The sequence below is a fragment of the Paenibacillus jamilae genome (assembly GCF_050482105.1).
Taxonomy (GTDB): Bacteria; Bacillota; Bacilli; order Paenibacillales; family Paenibacillaceae; genus Paenibacillus; species Paenibacillus jamilae_B.
On sequence record NZ_JBCNHI010000039.1, the window covers coordinates 1 to 25,620 of the forward strand.

Consider the following 25,620-nt stretch of genomic DNA (forward strand, 5'->3'; position numbering starts at 1 on the left):
CGCTCGACTTGCATGTATTAGGCACGCCGCCAGCGTTCGTCCTGAGCCAGGATCAAACTCTCCATTAAAGACCAACCGAAGCTGGTTTATAGAAAGAGCGATTAGCTCATTTTGAAACTGACGAGATAAAATATCTCATTGTTGATTTTGCGAACAAAATCATTTACTCACTCGTTGTTCAGTTTTCAAAGATCAAACGTCCATTATTCTTCGCTTTGTTTCACCACCGCGTCTCAGCGGCGACTTAATTAATATAACATACATTCGGGATTTAAGTCAACACTTTTTTGAAATTATTTTTCGATGCTATTTGAGCATTGCCCTCACAAAAAAATTCCCGGGCTTTAAAGGCCGAGAATTAATGTATCACATTTTTGAATTCGTCGTCAACTATAATTTAAAAAATAAAACCCTAACACATCCGAGCCACCAAAACTCACTTGTTTGGCACTTCTCCCTTTGCCATAATAACTGCTACAATAATGCTTCTCATACGGCCTGTCCGAACAATATTATTTTCAATCCCAGTAGTAGCGCAATCCCCGGCAAGCCTAATATCGTTACCGCTCCCATCGTCACTGGATTAATCGGAATGTACACCTGTGTAATCCACCCTGAATAATTAATAATATACAGTGCAATGGCTGCCAGAGCCATATGCGCTCCGAAGACTACAAACCAACCAATCCCCAGACGTTTTTTCAGCATTAGGTACATCAGTATTCCAGCACAGGCAATCAGAACAAGCCATACAGCCCCTCTCATTCCGCCCTCCGCTTGTGAACCCGGTCTGTATCATTCGCATACCCCGGTTCATCGGCTGGCAAATGAAATCGATGTAGCCCCTGCTGTTTTGCACTTTTTAAATGTATTTGATATTTACGTTCCGCAGCTTCCAGCACAAAAATAGCGTAGTCTATTTCATCCTTACCCGTAGCTTCATGAAATAAACGATGCGCTCTTAACCACTCTGCATGCGAAGCCCGAATCTGTGCAAACAATTCCTGGCGATACTCCGCTTCTGTTTTTCCACTCTCTTGACGACGGAAATTTCGTTTCATCCGTTCCCACATTCATTCATCCTCCTCACAAGCCGAACTATGTGTACAGTCTGAAAGACTACCCTATTCATACTTATTGAATAAAGGACAAACTTAGAACCAGGAACGATTATAAAACCATCTATAACTGCAAATAAAAAAGGAGCCGTAGCGGCTCCCTAAGCGAGTCAAGAATGTCGGACATTTCAGACTCTTCACTTGTAACGTATAACTACACCTACTAATTGAGCTCTCTACGGCCTTCCAACGCTTTGGACAGGGTGACCTCGTCGGCATACTCCAAATCCCCGCCTACGGGCAATCCGTGAGCAATACGTGTAACCTTGATTTCAAAAGGACGCACTAGCCGGGAAATGTACATAGCCGTGGCCTCTCCTTCAATGTTCGGATTCGTAGCCAGGATCAACTCCTTGACGCGTTCATCACTGAGCCTGGTCAGCAACTCCTTGAGTTTGATATCCTCAGGACCAATTCCCTCCATTGGAGAGATTGCCCCATGAAGTACATGGTACAAACCATCAAACTCCTTGGTACGCTCCATAGCCACCAAATCCTTGGCATCCTGAACAACACATATGACGGAAGCATCCCTCGTCTTATCCTGACAGATCCGACAAGGGTCCGTGTCCGTAATATTGCCGCAAACTGAACAAAAGTGAAGGTTGCGTTTTACATTGACCAGCGCTTTGGCAAAATCAATCACATCGTCTTCTTTCATTTTCAGTACGTGAAAAGCCAACCGGGCAGCTGTTTTTGGGCCTACTCCCGGCAGGCGCGTAAAAGCGTCAATCAGCTTTGCAATCGGCTCGGGATAATGCAATAGTGTGTTTCTCCTTTATGAGCAGACTAGAACAAGCCCGGAATTTTCATACCACCTGTAAACTTACCCATATCATCATTAGCCAGTTCATCCGCTTTGGACAAAGCATCATTGACTGCAGTGAGCACGAGATCTTGCAGCATTTCTACATCATCAGGATCTACTGCTTCCGGTTTAATCGTGATGGACAACACTTTTTTATGTCCACTTACCTCTACAGTTACCACACCGCCGCCAGAAGAACCTTCGATTACTTTCCCACCAAGCTCTTCTTGTGCTTTCAGCATTTGTTCTTGCATTTTTTTCACTTGCTTCATCATTTGGTTCATATTGTTCATTTCAATCATCTCCTTTAATGAAGTATACATTTACTTTTGATTATTCTTTAATGACTACCAGATCTTCCCCGAAAAGCTGAATGGCTTCATCAATCCAGGGCTCCTTGGACTTTCCCGGCGCATCATGCTCCGGCTCCAGTTGCAATTCTTCGGCAGGCTGGTCGGAAACTCCTTCAATCGCAGCATTCCAATCCTTCTGCATCATCGTTACCAAACGATAAGAATGACCCAACTGCTCATGCAAAACCTTCTCGATGACCTGCTTATTGGCAGGCTTTTCGGTAGTTTCACGATGAATGTTGTTCTTAAACGCGACCAGCACACTGTCCTCTAACACAGAAACCGGCTCACCGTCCATAAACCAAGCATGAACCGTAACCTTCGCCTCTTTTACCCCTTGCAAAATCTGGCTCCACTTACGCCCTACTGCTGCAAATGCTTCACTTGACTTCTCAGCGATATAGCGGTCCAACTGAGAAGGGAGCTTGGCTGGCGTTGAAAGACGTGGAGCAGGAGCACGGCCACCAGAAGCCTGACGACCGCCTGACGCTGCCTCCTGGCCCGCTCCAGCGGCCAAGCCACCTTGCATTGCACGTTCCAGTTTCTTTTCCAGCTCAGCAAGCTGGCGCTTTAACATGGCCACATCTTCCTGGCCAGCCGCAGCACCAGAGCGCTGTGCAGTTGGCTGAGCAACAGCTCCTGCTTCCCCCGGAATGCTGCATAACTTCAATAGAGCTACCTCAAATAATGTTTGAGGCTGAACGGCATATTTCATCTCGCTCTGATAACGATTAAGAGTGTCGATCATTGCAAAGAGCTGCTCCTTGGTAAAAGCATCTGCAACTTCCTTAAACTGCTCCGGGTTCAGCACTCTCTCGGTCATTTTTGTTGCCTGCGGCACCATCTTGATCATTAACAGGTCTCGGAAGTAGTACAGAAGATTCTCCATACACTTATCCGCACTTTTACCTTCCTGCATAAAGTTCTCGATCAATTGGAGCACTGTGCCCACATCTTCCTTCAGCAATGCCAATGCCAATTTACCGAATTGCTCGGATGCGATCCCGCCCGTCATATCCAGCACCTGCTGATACGTAACCCGACCATCAGTAAATGAAGATATTTGGTCCAAAACGCTAACCGCATCTCGCATCCCGCCGTCTGAAAGACGCGCAATATATTGCAGCGCATCCAAATCAGCCTGAATGTTCTCCTGTTGGCATATCAGGTCAAGCCGCTCCGTCTGCTCTTCCAACGAGACTCGTCGGAAGTCAAAACGCTGGCAACGTGAAATAATTGTCGCAGGAATCCGATGCGGCTCTGTCGTCGCCAATATGAACATTACATGTGGCGGCGGCTCTTCCAGCGTCTTGAGCAGCGCATTGAACGCTTCCGTCGTCAGCATGTGCACTTCATCAATGATATAAACCTTGTGCCGCACTTCTGTGGGCGCATATTTGACTTTATCGCGCAAATCACGAATCTCTTCAACACCCCGGTTAGAGGCTGCATCAATCTCCTGCACATCCATGACCGCTCCGGCTGTGATCCGTTTACAGGCTTCGCATTCGTTGCAAGGCTCCGGCGCAGGTCCATGCTCACAGTTGATTGCCTTGGCCAAAATTTTGGCCGCACTGGTCTTGCCCGTTCCTCGCGGACCACTGAACAGGTAGGCATGGGACGTGCGATTTTCGCGGATGGCATTCTGCAATGTCTGGATAATATGCTGTTGTCCTACCATGTCCTTGAAGGCCTGCGGCCGCCAAGCACGGTACAACGCTATATGTTCCAATGCGCGTTCCCTCTTTCCCATTCACTTTCATGACCATTCATGGTCACTTCATTATACTATACTCCCGTCCGAATCTAAACCAGACACATTTCAATTTATAAGCACAAAAAAACACCTTCGCATATTCGCCAAGATGTTCCAATTCCTAAGTATATACCGTGCACCTGTTATTGATCGTTGTGATCCGAGCGGCAACCCTGAGCAACAACTCGGGCTAGGCGACCCTCCGGCACAAGAGTGGGCTTGCTTATGGCTGCTTCCTTCCGGACCTGACCAGGTTCACAAGTACTCATTGCGGAGGACCCAACCGTCAACATTGTGCGCAGGGACCAGCCTCACATCAACAACACCTCTAACAGGAATTCAACCTCGCTATAGCGGATTGCGAGTTACAGGGCACCGCTACCTCCCCATCTAGCACGGTGAAAATAAGTATATCTCATGGTTGCACAAAATGCAAATAGCAAATACCGACAAAAAGAGCCTCCTGCAATTGCAGAAGGCTCTAATAACTTTATAACTTGCGGTAGCTTATTACATACCGTATTTCTTTTTGAAACGATCCACGCGTCCACCAGCATCAATAAACTTCTGCTTACCTGTGAAGAACGGATGGCAAGCGGAGCAAATTTCCACACGCAGAGATTCTTTCACAGAACCAGTTTCAAACGTATTCCCGCAAGCGCAAGTAACATTAGTTACGTTATACTTCGGTTGAATAGCCTGTTGCATTAACTTTCACCTCTTTCCGCCCTGAACGTCCTATCAGTCCAGAGTTGTATGAACACATGTTCAAATTATAGCACTTGAATATGAGTGTTTCAACCACTCTTTTTAGCACACAAAACAGTGTAAGATCGGTATGTTTCAAATAACTCCCAACCGTTTAGGTTCTGGCAAATTTGGGACGCGCCTTCCCTTGCGGAGGCACATGAGTATAAGAACCGATTACCACATCTGGCAATTCCTCACGATAGATCTCAAGCATTTGCTTCATACCAAGTATCTCCCCTTGAGCCGGCGGAATCAACTCCAGATAGCTTTCAGGATCAATATTCAAATTACGCATTTGAATCAGCTTGAGCTTAGTGCGTTTGGCAAATTCAATCATTGCCTCGATTTCTTCCTCCCGGTCAGTTACACCCGGAAAAATCAAATAGTTAATGGACGTATACACTCCCTGCTCGGACGCATAGCGGAGTGACTTTTCCACATTAGCCAGCGTGTAACCGCGCGGCTTGTAATACGCATTGTAATGGTCGTCCAATGCACTAATTGTACTTACTCGCATGAGATCAAGACCCGCATCCACAATTCCCCGGATATGATCATTCAATCCCGCATTCGTGTTGATATTAATATATCCCATATCTGTAACGGAACGTACTTCTTTGATCGCATCAATAATCAGTTTGGCTTGAGTGGAGGGCTCACCTTCACAACCTTGCCCAAAACTGATGATAGACTCAGGTGTTTTCAAATGTTCCAACATGACTTCTACAATCTCTTCCACGCGGGGACGGAAGTTCATTCTTGTCTGCGGAGATACAAAACCACTGTCATCCGGCTGTTCAGATATACAGCCAAAGCAACCCGCATTACAAGAATAAGATACCGGAACTCCCCCTTCCCAGCGATTCAGGAATGTATTCGAGGAAGTAAGACATTCGTATCCCAGCGCACAGTTAGACAAATGCTGGTACAGCCTATTTTCGGGATACTGCTCTGTCATTCGCTGAACACCCAATTTAACTTGATTGCGGTCACAGTTCTCAGGATTCCATTTGGAAGGACTGTCGCTCTGCTCTGCTGTTACATAAAACGCCCCGTCTTTCCAGACAACGGCCGAATAACCGAACAAAGGGAGTTTATACTCCTTATCCGTCTTCACATATCCCGGCAGACATAGGCGTGTAAAGCCTTGCGGTAACAAAGCCCCTACTGCCTGCACATCTCCCGGAAGAGAGACCATTTCCCCTGTCTCAGGGTTCATACCGACCGGGCGGGTGCTGGGCAAGCCTACCAGCGTAGCTCCTTCCGGTAACGGAATAAGCTCATCTTCCATGATTTCAACAATCATGTCTGCGCTACGGGCAAGCCCATACAAAGAAGCATGGTCATATACATTGCCTTTTTCGTCGGCATACACCAAATACATTATGAAGCTCCTTTCGTTCTGTAAAGCGCAACATTAACCAAATGAATGGTAACGGCTGTGTTCTTACGGAACAGATAAAATACATAGTTGGGTTTTAGTTGGTTGTGGCCGGAACTGACGCTGTAGTAGAACGCGTAGTTCTTCGTTGTTGACCACCAGCACTTTGCGAGCCGCTAGTAGAAGGTGCTGTCAAATCAAACGAGGCTAAAAACTCAGCGTTAGTTTTGCTGTTACGCAGCTTTTTGAGGAAGCCTTCCACAAAGTCATGGCTTTCCGTCATATTTTTACGAATAGCCCAGATCGTATCTAATTCTTCCTTATTTAACAGCACTTCCTCACGACGTGTACCAGAACGACGAATATCAATTGCAGGAAAGATACGACGTTCTGCCAGTTTGCGATCCAAGTGCAGCTCCATATTACCTGTACCTTTGAACTCTTCATAGATGATATCATCCATACGAGACCCTGTATCAATCAGCGCTGTGGCAAGAATCGTTAAGCTGCCGCCTTCCTCCACATTCCGAGCTGCACCAAAAAAGCGTTTTGGACGGTGAAATGCTGCCGGATCAATACCCCCACTCAAAGTACGACCAGACGGAGGGATAACGAGATTGTACGCACGAGCCAACCGTGTGATGCTGTCCAACAGGATAACGACATCCTTTTTATGTTCTACGAGACGCAGTGCACGCTCCAACACCAGTTCTGCCACTTTGATGTGATTTTCAGGAAGTTCATCAAACGTAGAGGCCACAACTTCGCCTTTGACAGAACGCTGCATGTCAGTCACTTCTTCAGGGCGTTCATCAATCAACAAGACAAATAGCTCAATCTCGGGATTGTTGGTAGAAATGCTATTGGCAATTTCTTTGAGGAGAAGCGTCTTCCCAGCTTTGGGAGGTGCCACAATAAGTCCGCGCTGTCCAAGTCCGACAGGGGCCAGTACATCCATAATTCTCGTAGACAAATGGTTGGGGGAAGTTTCAAGGACTAATTTGGTTTGCGGATACAGTGGAGTCAGTGCAGGAAAATGTAGCCGCTCAGCAGCTTGCTCAGGACTTCTTCCATTGACGGCGTTAACTTGAAGTAATCCAAAATATCGTTCATTTTCTTTTGGTGTTCGGCATTTACCTGAAACGAGATCGCCTGTTCTCAAGTCAAACTTGCGGATTTGTGAAGCAGAGATGTAAATATCTTCGGTACTCGGGAGATAATTGATCGGCCTCAGAAAGCCGTAACCTTCAGGAAGTATTTCCAGAACACCCTGCATAAACATCAATCCGCTCTTCTCAGCTTGTGCGCGCAGGATCGCGAAAATTAATTCTTTCTTCTTGAGCGTTCCGTAGTACGGGATCTGGTATTGCTTGGCCAGCTTGTACAGGTCGGTCAGCTTCATTTCTTCCAGATCGGAAATTTGCAGATCCATATAATAACCACCTATTCAATTATTAAGTCCATTCATACATCTAAATGATAGACAATGATATCATTAACACCATCAACATAATTTTAACCAAAACACATAAAGTTATGCAGCCACCTGCCTGAATTATACCGAATTATTCCGGTTTTCCGATAAAAGATTGTTAGGTATGAACCAAATCTTATATCAAACAGTGGCTGCATAGATGCTATCTGTTCCATCGCTTGGGTTACGAGGAGCTCGAACATAATACATAGTTCAATTACTCAGTCTGCCGCCATACATCAGCGCCCAAAAGACGCAGGTTGGAAACAAGATGATCATAACCACGGTCAATATACTCAACACCCGCCACCTCGGTTACCCCTTCACTTACTGTAAGTCCAGCAATGACAAGAGCCGCCCCGGCGCGTAGATCTGCCGCTTTTACTTTAGCTGCATTCAGTTGACCACCCTCAATAATGGCGGACCGTCCCTCTACACGAATTTTAGCTCCCATTCGCACCAGTTCAGGCACGTGCTTAAAGCGATTGCTGTACACAAAGTCGCTCAACACACTGACACCCTGAGCTTGAGTCAGCAAGCTGGTCATGGGAGATTGTAAATCTGTGGCGAAGCCCGGATATACCAAGGCTTTAACGTCGACATGTCCATAGGAAGGTGCACCCAGTACACGAATACTTTCATCATATTCCTCAATGCCAATACCCATCTCCTGCATTTTTGCAGTGAGGGCCTCCATATGCTTGGGAATCACATTGTCAATCAATACATTCCCACGGGTTGCCGCAGCAGCAATCATGTATGTGCCTGCTTGTATACGGTCAGGTATGATGGAATGACGGCAGCCATGTAGTTCCGACACACCTTCAATACGAATCGTCTCTGTACCGGCGCCTTTAATAATCGCCCCCATGGAGTTTAACAAAGTTGCTACATCTATAATCTCAGGCTCTTTAGCCGCATTTTCGATAGTTGTGGCGCCTTTGGCACGTGCGGCCGCCAGCATAATATTAATAGTTGCTCCTACGCTACTGACATCCAAATAAATCTTGGTGCCGCGCAGTTCTTTGGCGTGCAGATGAATAGCGCCATGCTCGTTCGTAACCGTGGCACCCAGCGCTTCAAAACCTTTGATATGCTGATCAATGGGCCGGGGTTCAAAATTACATCCTCCTGGCAAACCGATGATCGCTTCCTTGAATCTACCCAGCATGGCCCCCATCATATAATAAGAGGCTCGTAATTTTTTAACAGGTCCATTCGGCATAGGAATGGATTTAATGGAGGAAGGATCTATCTTCATCTGGCTACCTTCCCAAGTAACCTTTGCACCAAGCTCCTCCAATATTTCGGAATACACCGCCACATCACTAAGCAGCGGCAAATTATCCAAAATGACTTCCGACTCTGCCAGAATGGCTGCGGGAATCAAGGCGATGGCACTGTTTTTGGCACCGCTGATGGATACTGTACCCTGAAGCGGCCGTCCACCGGTGATCATCAATTTTTCCATAAGCTTGAGGGTCCCCCTACGTGTTTTGCAGTCGGTCAAACAATGAACTGAAACTATAAACTTTCAACTTTTTTAGTGGTGAAAATGGAAAGACACCGGCTAAGCGGTGTGCTTTCCATACCAAACTATTCAACTGTACAGACTTAATTGTTTTGTGCAGCATAAATACAGCTACAACGAAGAAATGCATTCAGTCTATGCAGACGCATGACCAGTTGAAACATTATTACGCTTTGTTGTTGGAACCGAACTCACGGATTTTACCGATAACTGTTTGTTTGATCGCTTCACGACCTGGTTGGATGAATGTACGTGGATCGTAAGCATCTGGTTTTGCAGCAAGCACTTCACGAACTACTTTCGCAAATGCAATTTGGTTCTCAGTGTTTACGTTGATTTTGGAAGTACCCAGGGAAATGGATTTTTGGATATCGTGTGTAGGGATACCTGTTCCGCCATGAAGAACGAGTGGCAGTTTAACAGCATCGCGAATTTCTTCCATTTCTTTAAAGCCCAGGTTTGGCTCGCCTTTGTATGGTCCATGGACAGATCCCAGTGCAGGAGCCAGTGTGTCGATGCCTGTTTCTTTAACGATACGTACACAATCGTCCAGCTTAGCGTACATTACGTCACCTACAACATCATCTTCTTGACCGCCAACCATTCCAACTTCAGCTTCAACAGAAACGCCTTTGGAATGCGCATATTCAACAACTTTCTTCGTTGTTTCGATATTTTTCTCGATTGGGCTGTGGGAATCGTCAATCATAACGGATGTGAAACCAGCGTCGATTGCTTCTTTACATTTGTCAAAGCTAGAACCGTGGTCCAGGTGAATTGCAACTGGAACCGTAACTTTCATGTCATGAATAAGACCTTCTACCATTTTAACAACAGTGTAGAATCCGCCCATGTGACGTGCTGCGCCTTCAGAAACACCCAAGATTACTGGGGATTTTTCTTCTTCAGCAGCGCCCAGGATAGCTTGAGTCCACTCCAGGTTATTAATATTGAATTGACCTACTGCATATTTTCCTTCGAGTGCTTTGTTCAACATGTCTTTCATAGATACCAATGGCATGGTTACATCCTCCTAAAGGTGTTTGGGTTTGTCTATATTTTTAGCCGACATCACATACGGGCTTATTATACCACAACCCATGTTAAATACTAAACAAGCTTTTGCATATCAACACATACAAAAATCACGCCCAGGACGCCGTTTTTCCATAGAATTGTATAAGGAGAGGATTTACTTTCAGTATTTCCCATAATCACAAACAAAAAACCCTGTTTTGTTAACAGAGTTCTCTAACCAAAACGACTTACCTAGTCACCTCTAAGTTGTTTGTTCACAGCGATCCGCATTTCATCAATATCAAAGGGCTTGGTAAAATGCATAAGTGCACCTAGCTCCGTCGCCTCTTTAATCATGTCCAGTTCTCCATATGCTGTCATCATAATGACCTTGATGTCGGGATTCATGCTTTTTAGGTGCTTCAGAATCTCGAGTCCGTCCATACCTGGAATTTTCATATCGAGCAGAACCAGATCGGGTGGTTCCTTCTCCACAATTTCAAGAGCAATTTTCCCGTTCGCTGCCTGAAAGGTCTCATAACCCTCACTTCCGAACACTTCCATCAGTAAAATCCGTATTCCATTCTGGTCATCGACGATTAATACTTTTTTCTTTTCCAATGTTTTAACCTCCTAAGATCTTAAAACGAGGATCATGCAGCTATTGCCATAACAGCGTCCGATGACGTACAATATCCGTCCCATACCTAAAACTATATTCGCTCCTGCAAAAAGAAAATCCTTCTCATATACATAATTGTGGAATATTCTTTCATAATCAGGAAGCATGGGATAAAAAAAGACCTCCCAAAGGAGGTCTTTCAGGCTATGGCATTAACCTTGAAGCTGCAATGCCGCCTTTACAAATTCACGGAACAAAGGCTGTGGACGATTCGGACGGGAAGTAAATTCTGGATGGAATTGTACCGCCAGGAACCATGGATGTTCAGGAAGTTCCACAATTTCCACCAAACGTCCATCCGGTGAAGTACCAGAAATACGAAGACCTGCTTTTTCAATAACTTCACGATATTCGTTATTGAATTCGTACCGGTGACGATGTCTCTCGTACACCAGCTCGTCGTTGTAGCAAGCCGCTGCCAGAGAACCTTCCACCAGCTTACATGGATACAGGCCAAGACGCATGGTACCGCCCAAATCTTCGATGTCTTTTTGGTCAGGAAGCAAGTCAATGACAGGATAATCGGTAGCCGGGTTGATTTCCGAGCTGTTGGCTCCTTCGAGACCAGCCAGGGAACGGGCAACCTCAATAACAGATACCTGCATACCCAGGCAAATACCGAAGAACGGAATTTTATGCTCCCGTGCATAACGAATAGTGCTGATTTTACCTTCAATTCCGCGATCGCCGAAGCCACCCGGTACGAGAATACCGCCAATGCCGCCCAGCATGTCAGCTACGTTCTCATCCGTTACTTCTTCAGCGTTCACCCAACGGATTTTCACGTCCGCATTTGCATCAAATCCAGCGTGGGAAAGTGACTCGACAACACTTAAGTATGCATCATGTAATGCAACATATTTACCAACAATAGCAATTTCAACCGTTTTGTCCAACTTGCTGATTCGATCAACGAGCCCTTCCCATTCAGTCATATCCGGTGCAGGTGTTGTCAGCTTCAGGTGGTTAACTACGATTTCGTCCAAACCTTCTTCACGCAGGTTCAACGGAACCTCGTAGAGAGTCGAAGCATCGCGGCATTCTACCACTGCATTCGCATCAATATCGCAGAACAATGCAATTTTAGCCTTCATGTCGGAGGACAATTCATGTTCTGTACGGCAAACAATGACATTCGGTTGAATGCCGATGCTGCGCAGTTCTTTTACGCTGTGCTGAGTTGGTTTGGTTTTAACCTCACCAGCAGCTTTAATATAAGGAATAAGCGTTACGTGAATGTACATCACATTCTCGCGTCCAACTTCACTTTTGAGCTGACGAATGGCTTCCAAAAATGGCAAGCTTTCGATATCGCCTACAGTACCGCCGATTTCCGTAATAATGACATCCGAACCCGCTTCACGGCCTGCACGGTACACGCGCTCCTTGATTTCGTTCGTAATATGAGGGATAACCTGCACTGTACCCCCCAAATATTCTCCGCGACGCTCTTTGCTGATCACGCTGGAATATACCTTGCCTGTTGTGACATTGCTGTTCTTGGACAGATTAATATCAATAAAGCGCTCATAGTGTCCCAAGTCAAGATCCGTTTCGGCACCATCATCCGTTACAAACACTTCACCGTGCTGGTAAGGGCTCATGGTACCCGGATCGACATTCAGGTAAGGATCAAATTTTTGAATCGTTACCTTCAGTCCCCTGTTCTTCAAAAGCCTCCCCAGTGAAGCTGCCGTAATCCCTTTGCCCAAGGAAGACACAACCCCGCCTGTCACAAAAATATACTTCGTCACTGTTCAAAACCCTCCTAGATAAGATGCAAAATTCAGGCGACATTATGATGTTATCGTAACCCGTTTGCACGGATTATCATCCATGAAGAAGGCAGCGGTTATATTTTCCAATCCGCCGCCCTTAGCCTTCTTTCATGAGTGAAAACACCCCTATAAAAAACAAAAAAGCACTCCCGTAGTACGGGGCACTTTTATACAAAAAAGCAAACATATAAGTGAATCAATCATAAGCCCAAGCAATAGTTTACCCCGTGTCCAATCCGCTGTCAAGGAAGTTATCTGTGTTAATTTCTCCATTGAACCAGATTGGAATAAATCTATTTGAAAGCTATAAATCAGCAGGGGTTTCAAGAAAACGGTCATGAAAAAGGGGAGAGCGTATCTCCCCTTGCAGCCTGTTTCTAACGAAGTGAATCGTCGTCGTCCATCGACTCATCGTCGTTTTCATCATCTGTATCTTCCTCATCGCTGAGGTCTTCATCGTCAATAACCACGTCATCGTCACTATCATCGTCATCTTCTCCGTCGAACAGCTCGTCTTCGCCGTCCTCGTCTTCGCTGTCTGCATCGAAGTCATCATCGGAGTTGTAAGTTTCTTCTTCCTCATGATAGTCATCTTCGTCGTCATCGTCTTCATCGTTAATAATACGAGGACGCTTGGCGCCTGTCAGGGCATCCTCGGATTTATCTACCGGATACCAACGTTTCAAGCCCCACAGATTCGTACCGACACAGGCAAAACGCCCGTCAATGTTGATTTCAGTATATAGCTGAGCAATAACGTCATTAATTTCTTCGTTGGACAAGCCGCGTAATTTGGCGACTTCGTTCATCAGGTCACGGTAATAATATGGAGTATTGGCTGCTTTCAATACCATAAATGCCAAATCCACCATTGGAGTCTCATGGACTTTCTCCTGGTCAATCTTTAAGTTGAGTGGTGTACTCACCTAGGGACACTTCCTCTCACACGTAATTCACAAGAACATGTTTCAGAGCATACACGATACATGCAATACTAACATATCCATTATCAAAACTAAGTAAAACCTATTTGGAAGCAAATTGCAAGTTAAACATGGGTATCGTCACAATTTCCAATAATATCCCCCTATTGCACAAGACAATACACGTAAAAAAGACGGGGTTCCCCCCGTCCTCGACTGTATCCGCTTCGGGAGAGGCCTCCCAAAGTTGTTGCACAAGAGCGTATGCCCTCCATGTATCGTATGTGTCCACAGTTACTTTGACACGACAAGCAGGCCTATTTCCATAAAAAAGGGGCAGGTTCCCCATGCCGCAGTTGACGCTTGCTCATACAATACCTCAGCATGGCTCATCGGAGGGGGACCGTCTCAAATGGACTATCCGGCTTTTTTGCAGCGTTTGCATGAGGATATTTCGGAGCCGTCCAGCAGCGGACGGCACAAACAGATTATCACGTTCGATAAGCCTCAACAATACCTAGAATGCTTGTCCTATCTCAGGAAGTTGAAACCTGAGCTGGCGGGGTTACGGAAAGTGCAGCCGGCTCGGCTAATCCGTGCTCTCATCGCTCCGCTTTCAGGGGGAGACAGGCTGGGCAAATATCATCACGGTGTTACGGTTGAAGAAGATACCCGCATAAAAGTTCACGCAGAAACGGCTTATATACCGAAGGCTGAAAAAAGCCTTTCCATGCCATGGGGAGTTAAACAGGTACGTGCATACAAGGCTTGGCCCTCCTCGACAGGAAATCGGGTCAGGATCGGCGTGATCGATACAGGAGCGGACTTTCATCATCCTGATCTTCGCCATTCCCTTGCCAGAGGTATTAATTTATTGAACCGGACCATGTTACCCTATGACGACAACGGCCACGGTACTCATATTGCTGGAACCATCGCGGCATCCAATTATGACGAAGGTATGGTTGGCGTAGCACCACGGGCTTTAATTCACCCTGTAAAAGCATTTGATCATAATGGAGCCGCCTATGTCTCTGACATCATTCTCGGTATCGACTGGTGTGTATTAAATCGTGTCGATATTATTAATATGAGCTTTGGTATGAAGTCGCGCAGCAAGGCACTCCTTGATATGGTGAATAAAGCGTATCATAACGGCATTGTAATCGTAGCTTCCTCGGGAAATGAGGGCAAGCGTCGAAGTATCGACTATCCAGCCCGTTATTCCCAGACCATTTCAGTCGGAGCTACCGACAAATACAGACGTATTGCACCCTTTAGCAATCGGGGGCAATTCGTAGACGTATATGCGCCTGGCGAGAAGATCAGATCCTCGTGGATTCATGGAAAGTATCATGAAATGAGCGGCACCTCTATGGCTACTTCCCATGTGACCGGGAGTATCGCACTCCTTCTTTCACTGAGACCGGAGCTGGAGCCTGGAGAGATTAAGGCACTACTTAAGCGCACCGCCACACCGCTACGCCTTCGTAAAAGTGCTGGGCGCAGTTCCATTTCTACCAAGCTCGGAGAAGTGGATGCCTTCCGATTGATGCAGGAAGGTACAAAGTGAACCACCATCTAATGTACTAAACCTCTATCATTGTGCCTGGCTCCAAGGAATGAACTTCTCTGGCAGGACCTCCATGTCTATTATTTCCTTCTTTTATTAGCTCATCTCGTACAAGGTCGGTCTGTAGTTTTGGTGCATGAACGAGTACAACCTGTTTGCTAGGCATCTCCTTCAACATTCGCCTCACATCCAATAACCCTTGATGCACCTTGTAAATCAAATGCCGAGCTATACAAATGTCATTTGAGTCCGCACGTTCCAACAGCTGCTTACCAAAAGAGCCATTTGAGGCATGTCCAGTCAACATCACACTGTTCTTCATGTTTACTCTACGATCCATAGCATTCATCATGTTGCGTGTATCCGACAGATATTGATAATACCAACGCGCCTGCGGGGAATCCATCATACCATCTCTTGTTACGATAATAGTGGCCCTGTTCCGTTCCAGCAGACTTATTCGTTCCGCAACATCACGAGGCACGAACACCCTGCTACTGTTTAGCACATGTAGTATTCGCGCGGGAGCTTCCAGTCGCAACCATTCTTTCCATTCAATTAACTGTTTCAATCCATGCCACAGGTCAGGCTCTACAATTATTGCTTGTTCAGGGAATTGCTCACTGACCCATACGATCAACTCCTGTCCTCTGCCGAAGGCAGGCACCGGCAACAACACATGACCGCCAGACAATAATGTCTGCTCCATCTCGACCCTCAGCCGCTCCAGCTTAACAGGCTGCGGGTCTATATCCATGCCATAGGCATTGTCCATGATGGATATGTCCACTAGACTGGACTTTGGCTTACATTCAGGAAGGGCATCTATCCCCTCCCCTATACACAAGCCAGGTGCATCGGCAGCAAGAAGCTCAGATTCACGGCTATAGTCTCCAGAAAAAAACAACCGCTTCCCTTCCATTTCTATGATATACCACACTGCACCAGCCAAATGTCCACTGCGTCCCCACATTATTCTCACACCCGGACAAGCTTCATGCCACACTCCTGACGGCACTTCGTCTTCTAGATAGCGATAGGTAATGGATTGGATATCCTCTTCTCCGTATGGCAATTCGCCACCTCTCGATTCAACATAAGTATGCCAGGAGCGAAAATAAGAGCCTAACTGCTCAGCGGTGGCCTTGGTCGTCCAGACTTCTCCACGGTATCCATACTTGTACAGCAAGGGGAGCCCCATGGAATGATCCTCATGCGCATGAGACAGCAATACAGTAGTTAGTTCTTTCGCCTTCTGCGGCGGAAAAACCGGATACTGCCCGGTTCCTTCCTTTTTTACGCCACAATCCAGCATGATCCGATGCTGCTTTCCTTCAAAAACATAACAGGAGCGGCCATGTTCGCCCGCTCCGCCCCAAATTCTAAGCTTGGTCATCATCATTTCCACTTTCTTCGCGAGTTTAAGCTTTCCATTAAAACCAATAGCAGTGTGGTCAACCCAACCGATATCACAGCCATCGCCATGCCAAGCGACACCTGTCCCTGCTCAAACTGGGCAAATATATAGGTTGCAGACGTCTGAACGGATGGCGGTAAAATCAGCAATGATCCTACCAGTTCCCGTGAAGCAATGGTAAAGGTCATCATCCAACCTGCGAGCATCCCCGGTACAATGAGCGGCAGTATAATCCGGCGGAATATATAAGACGGACGCCCGCCGAATACCTGTCCCGCTTGAAAAAGGACATGATCCACCTGTGTAAATGCGCTTTTGACATACTGAACCGTATAAGGAATAAACAAAATAACATATGTCAGAATGACCATGCCGTATGTGTTATACAGCGGAATCGGCATCCATGGCGAGTTCCACCACAAGATCAGACCAACCACCATAACAATTCCCGGTACGGTATTCGGAAGCAAGCTGAACGCATCAACTGTACGTTGGACTTTCGTACGTGAGCCACCAATGACAAGCGCAAACCAGGTGCCCAGCACCACCGCAACCGTCGATGCACCCAAAGAGAGAAATACGCTGTTCAGTAATGCCTCCATGCTTTCTGAACCCCACGACAGCAATTCCTTGTAATAGTCGAGTGTAAGGTTATTCCACGCCAATCCGATTCCCCGTAGCTTCATGGAGGAAGCCGCGATAATTGAAAAGTAAGGGATACCAATAGCTGCGATGAGCAGCAATAAAATGAATGTGACACTCAGTCCCGTAGTCCAGTTGGATACACGCAGACGGGAGGGTCGCGAGCCTTTACCCCCTACCAGCCTGTATGTGAACTTTCGGTTGATCACCGATTGCACGTACCACATAAGCAGGCAGGCCGTTAACAACACCGATGCCATTGATGTCGCTTTGCCAAAATCAATGGGCCAGCTGGAAATATATTTGTGAATTTCAGAAGTCATGACCTCATACCCGATACGTCGGCCAAAGGTAGCAGGTGTGCCAAACTCGGCAATCGTTTTAACGAAAATGAGCAACGCACCCATTCCGTATGCCGATAGCAGTAGCGGTAAAATGATTCGACGGAACCTGTACAGAAAGCCTCCGCCCATGACGGCACCCGCTTCTTCCAGACTGCCGCCAATCCTCATCAGCGCCCCGCGCAGTAGCAGGTACAGGAATGGAAACAGATGCAGGCTCATGATCATCACCATGCCGCCAAGACTAAAGAAGGAAGCTGTCAAGAAATGCAGATTCGGAAACATCTGCTCCAGATACCCGTTTTTTTGCATAAACAGAATCCACCCCATGGACCCGATATAGGGCGGAGTCATAAATGGAATCAGCAGCACCACATCCAACCAGCGCCAGTGTGCGAGTCGGGTGTTGGACATGATCCAGGCTAGTGGGAGTGCAAGGACGGTCGTTCCGGCGATTACACAGATGCCTAGCCAAATCGAGCTGAATAGCACTCCTGCAAATGGAGAGGCAGCTAACGTTCGAACAGGCGCCGCCCATTGAAATTCCCCTTCAACATACACACTTTGGATGAAGATTTGCAGCAACGGCAATAAAATTAGGAAAAGAAGCGCGACCAGAGCAAGTGTCAGGGACCATCCCCTGATGTGTTTAACAGACAAACCTCCCATCGGCTTATTTGAACATTTGCGTGAACTTTTCCGTCACGTCTGAGCCGTGCTCACCCATCCATTCCCAATTGGTTTTTAGCAATGGGATTTCATCCAGGTTGGCACGATGGTCAGCTTTGATATCCGTGCGTCCAGGAAGCAGGGAAGCATCTGCCACTAGTTTTTGTGCCTCGTCCGACAACAGATAGTCAATGAACGCTTTGGCATTTTGCTCATGCTGTGTGGACTTGAGGATTGCGGCAGGACGCGGGCTAATAACCGTTCCTTCTGTCGGGTAGACGATATCAATCGGTTCACCTTTGGCTTTAGCCTTGTAAGTCATGTAATCGACCGCAGCGACGACTACACCTTTAGCTCCGGTAATCACTGGATCTAGCGCTTCCTGATTGGCACCAGCCATGGCCACACCGTTAGCTTTGTACTCCTCGAACAGTGTCCAGCCTCCATCGCCCTTAGCGCTTAGGTAACCTGTCATAAAATCCAGCGCTGAGCCGGACAGCGATGGATCGGGAATGTTAACCTGGTCCTTGTACTCAGGCTTCGCCAAGTCGGCCCATGAAGTAGGAGGGGATTTCACCAATTTTGTGTTATAAGCAATGCCTAAAGCAGAAGCACTGGTGCTGAAATAGTTGCCCTCCTTATCAGACCAGTCGGGGTTTAGCTTGTCCGCATTTTTAGCGTCCGGATAGGGGAGCGTGAGTCCTTCCTTTTTCAAGCCTTGTACAGACGGAAGCGATGCCAGCACAACCACGTCTGCTACTGGATTCGTTTTCTCCGCTTCCATGCGGGCTAAAATCTTACCTGTCGTTCCCTGAAATAGCTCTACCTTAACTCCACTCTGCGCCTCATATCCCGCTACCAGCTTTTTCGCCAGTCCATCCGGGCCTGCGCTGTAAACAACCAGCTTCTGATCAGTGGACGCCGCTGCTCCTGCTGGTTTGGCTGTTCCGTCTGCTTGCGCCCCATCCTTCGATGTCGTAGCGGTTCCACAGCCTGCCACAGTCAGCCCAAAGGTCAATGTTAAAGCAAGCATAGCCCCCTTTTTCCATCCTGCACGAAAACCACACCTATTCATCATCTTGTATACCCCTTTCTATACTTCAAGTTGGTGGATGTATTGCGGTGATATCCAAATATGCATTTTTTCGCCTATCGGCAAGCGGGTGGAATGATATGCAGTCCATTGCTCACCGCTTTCGGCTAGTAGACGGATTTCATAGCGATCGCCAACATAGCTGACATGGAGAATCTCTACTGTAAAAGTGTGCTGATCCGCTTGCTCTTGTGCCCAACGGACATGTTCAGGCCGAAATAGTGTCCGTTCCAACTCGAGCCAGTTGGATTTGCCGATAAACCTTGCCACCTCTGGATGAGTTGGGCGACTATAGATCACCTCCGGTGCTCCGGTCTGCAAAATATGTCCACTTTTCATAACCACTACTTCATCCGACATGGACATGGCCTCAATCTGATCATGGGTAACGTATAGGGCGGTCAGCCCCAGGTCGCGCACAAGCGATATCATCTCAATACGCATTTCTTCCCGTAGCACAGCATCCAGCGCACTGAGCGGCTCGTCGAACAAAACCAGCCGAGGCCGGATAGCAACTGCTCTTGCAAAAGCAACCCGTTGCTGCTGGCCACCGGACAGCTGATGGGGATAGCGATCTTCCATCCCTGACAACCTCACCTTTTCGAGTGCCTCGAGCACTACAGCCTGCAGTTCCTTGCCTCGTACACTGGCGGTCCCTTTCCCTCGCTTGCTCGCTCGCAGGCCGAAGGCCACATTTTCAAACACTGTCATATGCGGCCACAGCGCAAAATCCTGAAAGACCATACCAAAGCGGCGGAGATGTGCGGGAATATCCCTTTTGTGCTCGGCTGAAAAGAGGATTTCCTCTCCCATCGTAATTGTGCCGGTGTCTGGGGTCTCCAAACCAGCAATCAAGCGCAAGAGCGTCGTCTTCCCACAACCGGATGGCCCGAGCAGTGTGGTGAACTTGCCTCGTCGTACGACCAGATTCGTCTCATGCAGCGCGGTAGTATGACCAAAGGTTTTACTTAATCCGCGAATATATAGATCCTGATTCATCGCATTACCTGCCTGTTCTTGTGACTGACCCCAGTGTAAAGCTTGAATTCGCAACCTGTGTTATTGGAAAGTTAAAACAAAATTAATTATTTCAATGAATTGTGTTAACACTCATAGATTTAATCTATATAGAGGGGATTGATTCTACTACCCAGAGAATAAGCATAATTGCTCGATCAACCTGAAAGCGGGGCATTCTAAGTGAACTTAAGTCTTCTAAAGTTACATATTGTAGAGCTGCTGAATAAGCACCACAAAATCACTACCGTAGCCGAGCTTCTCGGCCTAAAGCAACCCACTGTTACTTTTCATATGAAAAATCTGGAGCGTGAATTTGGAGTAAAGCTATTTGATACACGTATGGGTAAAATCATTCTGACGGATGCCGGAAATGCGCTCCTGCACTACGCCACCAAGATTAATGCGCTTGCAGCTGAGGCTGAGCGGGTCGTCCGTGAGTTCGATACGCTCCAACGAGGGAGCATACGTATTGGCGCAAGCTATGTACCAGCTACCTATCTGCTTCCTGCTGTGCTGCACCGTTTTGCCCGCGAGCATCCGGGTATTCACATCGCCTTGTCTGTGAAAACAGCGCCCGTGATCAAGGACATGCTCGCTCGCCACGAAATTGACCTTGGCGTTATATCAGCAGAGCCGTTTCAAGACCCCACGCTACTCTCAGAATCCCTGGGAGTGGATGAACTGGTGCTTATCTGCTCACCCACTCATCCGCTCGCTAACGAAACTGATTTGACATCTGAGCGTATCGCTTCTTCTTCTTTTGTATTGCATGGAAAGGATTCCAGCACACGCCACGTGACTGACAAATGGCTGGAGCGCGGGCGACGACGGCTTCCATCCTATCTGGAATTGGATTCACTAGAGGCCATCAAACAGGCAGTTATGCTGGGAGAACACATCTCCTTTGTCTCTCGCATTGCTGTTCAATCAGAGGTTAAGCGGGGTTTACTGGTTGTAAGGCCTATTCCGGGACAACCTGTTGAGCGCCACATTTATATGGTTAGTAATAGAGATCGTCATCGCTCCGCGCTGATTCACATATTCACTGAATATTTAGGATGGAACCAAGATTAAATCTTAGTTGTTATATATAAATTATGGTATTTTTTAACCAGACTCCCCTCTTGCCTTGACATACGACTGACAAAACATCCGTAAAGTGGAGCATGTAACCAATCTGAACGAACAGGAGAGGATGAAATGAAAACAAGCCTGCGTATCACTAAAATTATGTCTGTAGTAACTCTGAGTACAGTGTTGCTCGTAACAGGATGGAAAGGTGCTGAGCCCGTACAAGCCGCTGCCAACGCCACGCCAAGCTATGAGGTTAAGCTGCTGTTGGATACAGCTCAGGTCCTTAACGCGGATGGTTCTTTAAAAAGCGGCATCGTAAATGAATTCCAAATCGGCGAGGATGCGCAACGCTTAAAGGTCGAGTATTTTGACACAGACCCCTTGCAACTGAATGACGAGGGCTGGAACGTTAGATTCCGCAAGAAAGAGGATAAAAAAAATTATGAATTAACCTACAAAAAACGCTATACAGTCACAGGTGGGAATATCGACGCAGCACTTACCCAAGCAAATAAGGAAGGGTTCAGTGCGTCTGATGATAATTATGAGGCTGAGGTGGATTGGGGATACAACAAGCAGACACTAAGCTTTTCCAATGACAAGAAAACGAACGCCTCCAAAGGATTATCTCTGCCTTCCCCAGATCAGGCGTTAAAGCAATTGCAGGACAACCTTCCGGGCAAGCTGCAAAACTGGAAAAGCAGCAACTGGGGTAAACAAACCTTGGCAAACGCCAGAGTGCGCGGTCCTGTAGAAGTCAGCAAATATGAGGGCAGCTTTCAGGGCTTGGGTACTGACGTCGAAATCTGGCCTATTCGCAGCGCAAGCGGATCGGGTACCGACAATATCATCGAAATCTCCTTCAAAACTTCGGATTACAATATTGCCGCAAGCAACCGAACCAAGCTGATTAATCTGCTGCAGTCTAAAGGATGGCTGATTCCCGCCGATTCTCTAAAAACGAATCTGGTACTGGAACGCTATTAAGCTACTGAAACCTAAAAAGGAACCGTACGAGCCGCCCTGTAGAGGACAGCACGAACGGTTCCTTTTACTATTATACATATGGCTACAAGGTCATACGTTGCAATTGTCTACTTACATACGTTCCGGTGCAGACACACCCACAAGCTTCAGTACATTGGCAATGGTCGTGCGAACCGCACCAAACAACGCCAAGCGAGCCTGCGTTTGAGCAGCATCCTCTGTGATGACACGCTCTGCCTTATAGTAGCTGTGGAACAATGATGCCAGCTCGTAGACATAGCGAATCATACGATGCGGTGCAAAGTTTGCAGCTGCTACGGATACTTCCTCTGGCAACTCGCCAATTTTGCGTAACAGATCGTATTCATGCTCAGCCGTCAGCTTCGACAGGTCAACTTCTGCCAGCGGAAGCACAGCAATACCCTGTTCTTCGGCTTGACGATATACGCTGCATGCACGTGCGTGTGCATATTGCACGTAGAATACCGGATTCTCATTGGAAGTGGAAATCGCCAAATCCATATCAAAGTCCAGATGCGAATCCATACTACGCATGGTGAAGAAGTAACGGATCGCGTCTACGCCCACTTCTTCCATCAGATCCTCCATCGTCACGGCCTTACCAGTACGCTTGGACATTTTTACTTTTTCCCCGTTTTGGAACAAGCTGACCATTTGGGCAATCAGCACTTTAAGCTTATCCGGGTCATTACCCAGTGCTTCCATTGCGGCCTTCATCCGTGGAATGTAGCCATGGTGATCCGCTCCCCAGATGTTGATGATCGTGTCATACCCACGAGCGTATTTGTCTCGGTGGTAAGCAATATCCGGAGTCAGATACGTATAAGTACCGTCATTTTTGATCAATACACGGTCCTTATCGTCGCCATACTTAGTCGTATTCAGCCAGGTAGCTCCGTCCTTCTCATAAATTTCCTCACGGTCACGCAGCTCATTCAGCGCTTTAAGCACTTCGCCGTTATCATACAGCGATGTTTCGCTGAACCAGGAGTCAAAAGGTACACGGAAGCGCTCCAGATCACGCTTGATCTTATTCAGTTCCTTTTCCAAACCGTATTCACGGAAAAAAGCAGCACGATCTCCCGGTTCCATGGACAACAGAGAATCGCCCTTCTCGGCCACCAGTTCCTTGGCGAACCCGATGATATCCTCACCATGGTATCCATCCTCCGGCATCTCCGCAGGCTGTCCCAGCTCCTGCAAATAGCGTGCCTCAATGGAACGGCTCATATTGTAAATCTGATTCCCTGCATCATTAATGTAATATTCACGAGTAACTTGATATCCTGCAAAATCAAGCACGTTACAGAGCGCATCCCCTACAGCTGCGCCACGTGCATGACCCAAGTGAAGACTACCGGTCGGATTGGCGCTGACAAATTCGATTTGTACCTTTTTGCCTGCCCCTACCTGTACACGTCCATAATCCGCTCCTTGCTCCTGCACTTGTCCAATAACTGCATAGAGGTAGCTCTTGTTCAGACGAAAGTTAATAAAGCCCGGTCCGGCGATTTCCGCACTTTCAATAGAAGCGGAAGTCAAGTCCATATTTGCGATCAAATCTTCAGCGATTTGACGCGGGTTCTTCTTCGCAATGCGAGTGAGCTGCATGGCTACGTTGGTAGCCAAGTCACCGTGTGACTTGTCCTTAGGTACCTCCAGCGTGATGGTTGGTAGCTCTTCGCGGCTGACGATTCCAGCAGCCAGCACCGCTGCCTCGATTGCCGAGGCCACCTTTTGATTAATAAGTTCAAGTGGATTGCTTGTCATGATTGTTGCTCCTCCTGTATATGCAAACTGATGGCAAAATGCCCCGAGAAATCCTCAAATACGTATAGATCATAAGTCCAGCTCACATGTCCGTTGAATCCATCCATCCGAATATCGAGCTTCTGCGTATGCGCAGACATGTTCAGGCTTAAATAAGGCGAGCGGTAAAATCCAGGCAATCTGCGTCCCAACGCGAACGACTGCTCTGATTGTACCTCACCGTGACGAATCAGCTTTAGCTCATCCGGTCCGATCTTGAGTGTGTTCCGTATCGAACCGCCCTCAGGACTCTCTTGCGGCTCCTCATACCTTATATATAGATGCTTCCCGCGAACGATTGCTTCTCCAGGAAGCTCCTGTACCACATCTTCTCCGTCATGATGACTATGAAGACGGATTCGAACCTTTGCATTGTGTGGCATGTGTTCAAACTCCATTCTATCGCTATCCTACTGTACTACTATATCCAGTTCCCGATTGCAATTCAAATGAGTTTTTACAAAAAGATGCTTTCATCCTTAAAAAATTCAACTATTGAAGGTCAGCTGCACTGGATGCCTGGCTAAAACTTTCAATGAACCGGGAAGCCAAAGAAGACATGTATTTATCCTTCAACCAGACCGCTGCCACACGAGTGTGCAATTCTTCACACATAATTTCCTTAACAATTAGATGATTGTTGCTGCCCAAAGACAATGCAGATTGCGAAATCATGCCAATACCCAGCCCTTCGTTGGCCCAATGAAGTGTGGTGCGGGCATCGTCATTTTTGCAAAAGAAATTCGCCTCAAAGCCATGCTTCATACAGGTGTCGTGAATCAATTGCTCAAAACGACGATATACAATCAGTGGTCTGTTCTTCAGCTCCGCCAATGAAATGGTCTTCTGTTCGGGACTCCAATCATGTTCTTCCGTCATCACTGCCACCATTGGCTCAGTGGAAGCATATCTACACCCTAAATCAGTGGTATTAAAAGGAGTTCTGACAATACCCACCTCAATAATTCCTTTGTTCAGAAGATCGAGAATCCTGAAGGTATTCCCCTCATGTATTTCAAATTTTACACCCGCATAGGTTTTGTGAAATTCGGAAAGCCTGTCTTTCATCAGGGTTGCCCCAGAGGAAGAGACCGTTCCAATGGTGAGCGTCCCCTTCATTCCCATGGCAAAATCGTTTATTTCCCTTGTCGTAGCATCTGTCAGCTCCAAAATCTGCTTGGCCCTGTTCCGTAAAATGACTCCAGCCTCTGTTAGTTGGATGCTTCGCGAGCCTCGATGCACCAGCTTTACACCGAGCTCCTGCTCCAGCTGCATAAGCTGTTGGCTTAAGGGAGGCTGTGCGATTTGCAGCTTTTTGGCTGCCGCCGTGATCTGTCCAGCGTCGGCAATCGCTAAAAAATACTTGAGATGTCTCAATTCCATCATGAACCTCCGGTTCTGAC

General features: G+C 47.1%; 23 protein-coding genes, 1 rRNA gene and 1 other RNA gene. 3 read left to right on the top strand and 22 right to left on the bottom strand.

Going from position 1 to position 25,620, the window contains the following annotated elements; translation table 11 throughout:
- From ABEW32_RS25325 to rpoE, 15 genes are all read right to left on the bottom strand, one after another.
- A 16S ribosomal RNA gene (locus ABEW32_RS25325) occupies positions 1–68 on the bottom strand; the annotation flags it as partial.
- A 421-nt stretch (positions 69–489) separates the two neighbouring features.
- Positions 490–765, bottom strand: a complete 276-nt coding sequence (locus tag ABEW32_RS25330; protein ID WP_430192929.1) for a pro-sigmaK processing inhibitor BofA family protein — start codon at positions 763–765, stop codon at positions 490–492.
- Positions 762–1,073 carry a DUF2508 family protein gene (locus tag ABEW32_RS25335; protein ID WP_430192931.1) on the bottom strand — a complete coding sequence of 104 codons (312 nt, stop codon included), beginning with the start codon at positions 1,071–1,073 and terminating at the stop codon, positions 762–764. The genes ABEW32_RS25330 and ABEW32_RS25335 overlap by 4 nt, the downstream gene beginning before the upstream one ends.
- Positions 1,074–1,281: 208 nt before the next feature.
- Entirely contained in the window at positions 1,282–1,881 is a 600-nt protein-coding gene (recR, locus tag ABEW32_RS25340) for a recombination mediator RecR (RefSeq protein ID WP_016818580.1), read from the bottom strand.
- 26 nt (positions 1,882–1,907) lie between these two features.
- Positions 1,908–2,219 (bottom strand): YbaB/EbfC family nucleoid-associated protein, encoded by a 312-nt coding sequence (locus ABEW32_RS25345; protein ID WP_013368784.1) that lies wholly within the window; start codon positions 2,217–2,219, stop codon positions 1,908–1,910.
- 40 nt (positions 2,220–2,259) lie between these two features.
- The gene (gene dnaX / locus ABEW32_RS25350) at positions 2,260–4,011 is read right to left on the bottom strand and encodes a DNA polymerase III subunit gamma/tau (protein ID WP_430192933.1); all 1,752 of its coding nucleotides are present in this window, start codon (positions 4,009–4,011) and stop codon (positions 2,260–2,262) included.
- Between the two features lie 156 nt (positions 4,012–4,167).
- Positions 4,168–4,434: signal recognition particle sRNA large type (gene ffs / locus ABEW32_RS25355), an RNA gene on the bottom strand.
- Between the two features lie 111 nt (positions 4,435–4,545).
- Positions 4,546–4,743, bottom strand: a complete 198-nt coding sequence (rpmE, locus tag ABEW32_RS25360) for a 50S ribosomal protein L31 (RefSeq protein WP_016818578.1) — start codon at positions 4,741–4,743, stop codon at positions 4,546–4,548.
- Between the two features lie 154 nt (positions 4,744–4,897).
- A complete protein-coding gene (locus tag ABEW32_RS25365; RefSeq protein WP_430192935.1) occupies positions 4,898–6,169 on the bottom strand; it encodes a radical SAM family protein in 1,272 nt (423 codons plus the stop codon).
- Positions 6,170–6,263: 94 nt separating this feature from the next.
- A complete protein-coding gene (rho, locus tag ABEW32_RS25370) occupies positions 6,264–7,598 on the bottom strand; it encodes a transcription termination factor Rho (RefSeq protein WP_430192937.1) in 1,335 nt (444 codons plus the stop codon).
- 259 nt (positions 7,599–7,857) lie between these two features.
- Complete coding sequence (gene murA, locus ABEW32_RS25375; RefSeq protein WP_430192939.1) at positions 7,858–9,111, bottom strand: UDP-N-acetylglucosamine 1-carboxyvinyltransferase; 1,254 nt, start codon at positions 9,109–9,111, stop codon at positions 7,858–7,860.
- 226 nt (positions 9,112–9,337) lie between these two features.
- Positions 9,338–10,192, bottom strand: a complete 855-nt coding sequence (gene fba / locus ABEW32_RS25380; RefSeq protein WP_430192941.1) for a class II fructose-1,6-bisphosphate aldolase — start codon at positions 10,190–10,192, stop codon at positions 9,338–9,340.
- A 248-nt stretch (positions 10,193–10,440) separates the two neighbouring features.
- Positions 10,441–10,809, bottom strand: coding sequence for a response regulator (locus ABEW32_RS25385; protein ID WP_014599366.1), 369 nt, complete (start codon positions 10,807–10,809; stop codon positions 10,441–10,443).
- A 213-nt stretch (positions 10,810–11,022) separates the two neighbouring features.
- On the bottom strand, positions 11,023–12,624 hold the full coding sequence (pyrG, locus tag ABEW32_RS25390) for a CTP synthase (protein WP_430192943.1): 1,602 nt from the start codon (positions 12,622–12,624) through the stop codon (positions 11,023–11,025).
- A 401-nt stretch (positions 12,625–13,025) separates the two neighbouring features.
- Positions 13,026–13,574: a DNA-directed RNA polymerase subunit delta gene (gene rpoE, locus ABEW32_RS25395; protein ID WP_430192945.1), complete on the bottom strand. Its 549-nt coding sequence runs from the start codon at positions 13,572–13,574 to the stop codon at positions 13,026–13,028.
- Positions 13,575–13,983: 409 nt separating this feature from the next.
- Between rpoE and ABEW32_RS25400 the strand changes: the two genes are divergently transcribed.
- Positions 13,984–15,144, top strand: coding sequence for a S8 family peptidase (locus tag ABEW32_RS25400; protein ID WP_430192946.1), 1,161 nt, complete (start codon positions 13,984–13,986; stop codon positions 15,142–15,144).
- 16 nt (positions 15,145–15,160) lie between these two features.
- Here ABEW32_RS25400 and ABEW32_RS25405 read toward each other — a convergent pair whose 3' ends face one another.
- From ABEW32_RS25405 to ABEW32_RS25420, 4 genes are read right to left on the bottom strand one after another with little or no spacing between them, the layout of a single operon-like run.
- The gene (locus ABEW32_RS25405; RefSeq protein WP_430192948.1) at positions 15,161–16,546 is read right to left on the bottom strand and encodes an MBL fold metallo-hydrolase; all 1,386 of its coding nucleotides are present in this window, start codon (positions 16,544–16,546) and stop codon (positions 15,161–15,163) included.
- Entirely contained in the window at positions 16,543–18,213 is a 1,671-nt protein-coding gene (locus ABEW32_RS25410) for an ABC transporter permease (protein WP_430192950.1), read from the bottom strand. The genes ABEW32_RS25405 and ABEW32_RS25410 overlap by 4 nt, the downstream gene beginning before the upstream one ends.
- Positions 18,214–18,217: 4 nt before the next feature.
- A complete protein-coding gene (locus ABEW32_RS25415) occupies positions 18,218–19,291 on the bottom strand; it encodes an ABC transporter substrate-binding protein (RefSeq protein WP_430192952.1) in 1,074 nt (357 codons plus the stop codon).
- A 15-nt stretch (positions 19,292–19,306) separates the two neighbouring features.
- Positions 19,307–20,305, bottom strand: coding sequence for an ABC transporter ATP-binding protein (locus tag ABEW32_RS25420; protein ID WP_430192954.1), 999 nt, complete (start codon positions 20,303–20,305; stop codon positions 19,307–19,309).
- 201 nt (positions 20,306–20,506) lie between these two features.
- Here ABEW32_RS25420 and ABEW32_RS25425 point away from each other — a divergent pair, with 201 nt between their 5' ends.
- Positions 20,507–21,400: a LysR family transcriptional regulator gene (locus ABEW32_RS25425; protein WP_430192956.1), complete on the top strand. Its 894-nt coding sequence runs from the start codon at positions 20,507–20,509 to the stop codon at positions 21,398–21,400.
- A gap of 126 nt (positions 21,401–21,526) precedes the next feature.
- Positions 21,527–22,387, top strand: a complete 861-nt coding sequence (locus tag ABEW32_RS25430) for a hypothetical protein (RefSeq protein ID WP_430192958.1) — start codon at positions 21,527–21,529, stop codon at positions 22,385–22,387.
- A gap of 111 nt (positions 22,388–22,498) precedes the next feature.
- Here the strand turns inward: ABEW32_RS25430 and argS are convergent, their stop codons facing one another.
- The 3 genes from argS to ABEW32_RS25445 all read right to left on the bottom strand — a co-directional run bounded on the left by argS (position 22,499) and on the right by ABEW32_RS25445 (position 25,600).
- A complete protein-coding gene (gene argS, locus ABEW32_RS25435) occupies positions 22,499–24,178 on the bottom strand; it encodes an arginine--tRNA ligase (protein ID WP_430192960.1) in 1,680 nt (559 codons plus the stop codon).
- Entirely contained in the window at positions 24,175–24,615 is a 441-nt protein-coding gene (locus ABEW32_RS25440; RefSeq protein WP_430192962.1) for a YwiB family protein, read from the bottom strand. Before ABEW32_RS25440 ends, argS begins: the two co-directional genes overlap by 4 nt.
- Before the next feature lie 94 nt (positions 24,616–24,709).
- The gene (locus ABEW32_RS25445; RefSeq protein WP_430192998.1) at positions 24,710–25,600 is read right to left on the bottom strand and encodes a LysR family transcriptional regulator; all 891 of its coding nucleotides are present in this window, start codon (positions 25,598–25,600) and stop codon (positions 24,710–24,712) included.
- Positions 25,601–25,620 lie beyond the last annotated feature (20 nt).